Source organism: Kitasatospora sp. MBT66, assembly GCF_000710405.2.
Lineage (GTDB): Bacteria > Actinomycetota > Actinomycetes > Streptomycetales > Streptomycetaceae > Kitasatospora > Kitasatospora purpeofusca.
The window spans coordinates 440,059-442,277 of sequence record NZ_JAIY01000006.1; the positions used below are offsets into that span (position 1 = coordinate 440,059).

The window sequence follows — 2,219 nt, forward strand, 5'->3', positions numbered from 1 at the left end:
GGCTCAGTCCTCGTCGTACCGCGGGTCGATCGCGTCGGGGGAGAGCCCCAGCAGCTCCGCCACCTGCTCGATCAGGATCTCGTGCACCAGCGCCGCGCGGTCCTCGCGCGACTTCGCCCGGATCTCCACCGGTCTGCGGTACACCACGATCTGGCTCTTGCGGCCCTGCTGCCCCGGCGACACCCGGCCCAGCGGCACCCCGCCGTCGGAATCGGCGCCGTCCGGCTCGTGCAGCGGCACCTCCTGGACGGCGAACTCCACCTCGATCAATTGCGGCCAGCGCCGCTCAAGACGCTCCACCGACTCGCGCACATAGTCGTCGAACAACTCGGAGCGGGTGAGCGAGATCGGTACCTGCGGCGGCGCCAGCGGGCCGCGGAGACCCCGGCCGTGCCGGTCACGGTGCCGGGGGCGGCGTGAGGGACCCGTCGATGACTGCGGTGCGGAGCTGTCCATATCACTGCCGAGAGTAGTCCTTGGATGCCAGGAAGTGGACCACCCCCGCACCTGTTCGCCCGGGGCGAGCGGAGCGCCGGGGCGGCGCGCGGACCGCGACACGGCACACCTTCCGGACAGGCGGTCTTCGCTCCCCGGCAAGGAGTGCGGTACCGTCCACCCTCGTGAGCTCTGTACGTCGTTGTTCGCGGACCGCGTGCGGCCGTCCGGCCGTCGCGACGCTGACGTACGTCTACGCGGACTCCACCGCCGTCCTCGGCCCGCTCGCGACCTACGCCGAGCCGCACTGCTACGACCTGTGCGCCGGGCACGCCGAGCGCCTCACCGCCCCGCGCGGCTGGGACGTGGTCAGGCTCGCCGCCGAGGCCGGCCCGCTGCGCCGCAGCAGTGACGACCTGGAGGCGCTCGCCAACGCCGTCCGCGAGGCCGCCCGCCCGCAGACCCCGCGTCAGGGCCGCGCCCCCGAGGGCGAGTCCACCGAGGCCGGCCGCCGCGGCCACCTCCGGGTGCTCCGCTCGCCCGACAACTGAGCCGCGCACCGCCCCCGCCCCGGCACGAACCGTTCCGCCCGCCCGGGTACGCTGCCCCCCTACCGGGTACCGGCCGCCGCCGTGCCCGGACCTACCGTGACCAGGGGCGACCGGTCCGCCGGCCAGCGCGCCGGCGCGTTCGCCGATCAGACACAGAACCAGGGTGGAGCCGCAGTGCGCGACCTCAAGCAGCTCGTGAAGGCGTACGACGTACGGGGCGTCGTCCCGGACCAGTGGGACGAGAACCTCTCCCGGGCCTTCGGCGCCGCGTTCGTGCAGGTCACCGGGGCGTCCGCGATCGTGGTCGGCCACGACATGCGCCCCTCCTCCCCGTCGCTCAGCCGGGCCTTCGCCGACGGCGCGGCCGGCTACGGCGCCGACGTGGTGCTGATCGGCCTCTGCTCCACCGACCAGCTGTACTACGCCAGCGGTTCGCTCGACCTGCCCGGCGCCATGTTCACCGCCAGCCACAACCCGGCGGAGTACAACGGCATCAAGCTCTGCCGGGCCGGCGCCGCCCCGGTCGGCCAGGACACCGGGCTCTCCGAGATCCGCGAGCTGGTCGAGTCCTGGACCGCCGACGACGACACCGTCACCGTCCCCGCCCGCGACGTGGCGCCCGGCGCCCTCAGCGAGCAGGACACCCTGCGCGGCTACGCCGACCACCTGCTCGGCCTGGTCGACCTCACCGCGATCCGCCCGCTCAAGGTCGCCGTCGACGCCGGCAACGGCATGGGCGGCCACACCGTGCCGACCGTGTTCGACGGCCTGCCGATCGACCTCGTCCCGATGTACTTCGAGCTCGACGGCACCTTCCCCAACCACGAGGCCAACCCGCTCGACCCGAAGAACCTGGTCGACCTCCAGGCCAAGGTCCGCGAGGTCGGCGCCGACCTCGGCCTCGCCTTCGACGGCGACGCCGACCGCTGCTTCGTCGTCGACGAGCGCGGCGAGCCGGTCTCCCCGTCGGCCATCACCGCGCTGGTCGCCGCCCGCGAGATCGCCCGCGCCCGGGCCGCCGGCGAGGCCGAGCCGACGATCATCCACAACCTGATCACCTCCTGGACCGTCCCCGAGGTGGTCCAGGAGCTCGGCGGCAAGCCCGTCCGCACCCGGGTCGGCCACTCCTTCATCAAGCAGGAGATGGCCGTCACCGACGCCGTCTTCGGCGGCGAGCACTCCGCGCACTACTACTTCCGCGACTTCTGGCGCGCCGACACCGGCATGCTCGCC

Annotated in this window: 3 protein-coding genes; 2 read left to right on the forward strand and 1 reads right to left on the reverse strand. The window is 73.5% G+C overall.

Annotation, left to right across the window (positions count from 1 at the left end):
* Nucleotides 1-3: 3 nt before the first annotated feature.
* Nucleotides 4-456, reverse strand: coding sequence for a metallopeptidase family protein (locus tag BI06_RS14500; RefSeq protein WP_063764401.1), 453 nt, complete (start codon nt 454-456; stop codon nt 4-6).
* A gap of 164 nt (nt 457-620) precedes the next feature.
* On the opposite strand from BI06_RS14500, the gene BI06_RS14505 reads away from it, so the two are divergent.
* Both BI06_RS14505 and manB read left to right on the forward strand, forming a co-directional pair.
* Complete coding sequence (locus tag BI06_RS14505) at nt 621-986, forward strand: DUF3499 domain-containing protein (protein WP_030398082.1); 366 nt, start codon at nt 621-623, stop codon at nt 984-986.
* A gap of 174 nt (nt 987-1,160) precedes the next feature.
* Nucleotides 1,161-2,219: hypothetical protein (manB, locus tag BI06_RS14510; protein ID WP_043468476.1), on the forward strand; the 1,059-nt coding region annotated here is incomplete at its 3' end.

Coding starts and splice junctions, on each gene's coding strand:
- BI06_RS14500 (WP_063764401.1), bottom strand. CDS start 456: ATGGACAGCTCCGCACCGCAGTCATCGACGGGTCCCTCACGCCGCCCC.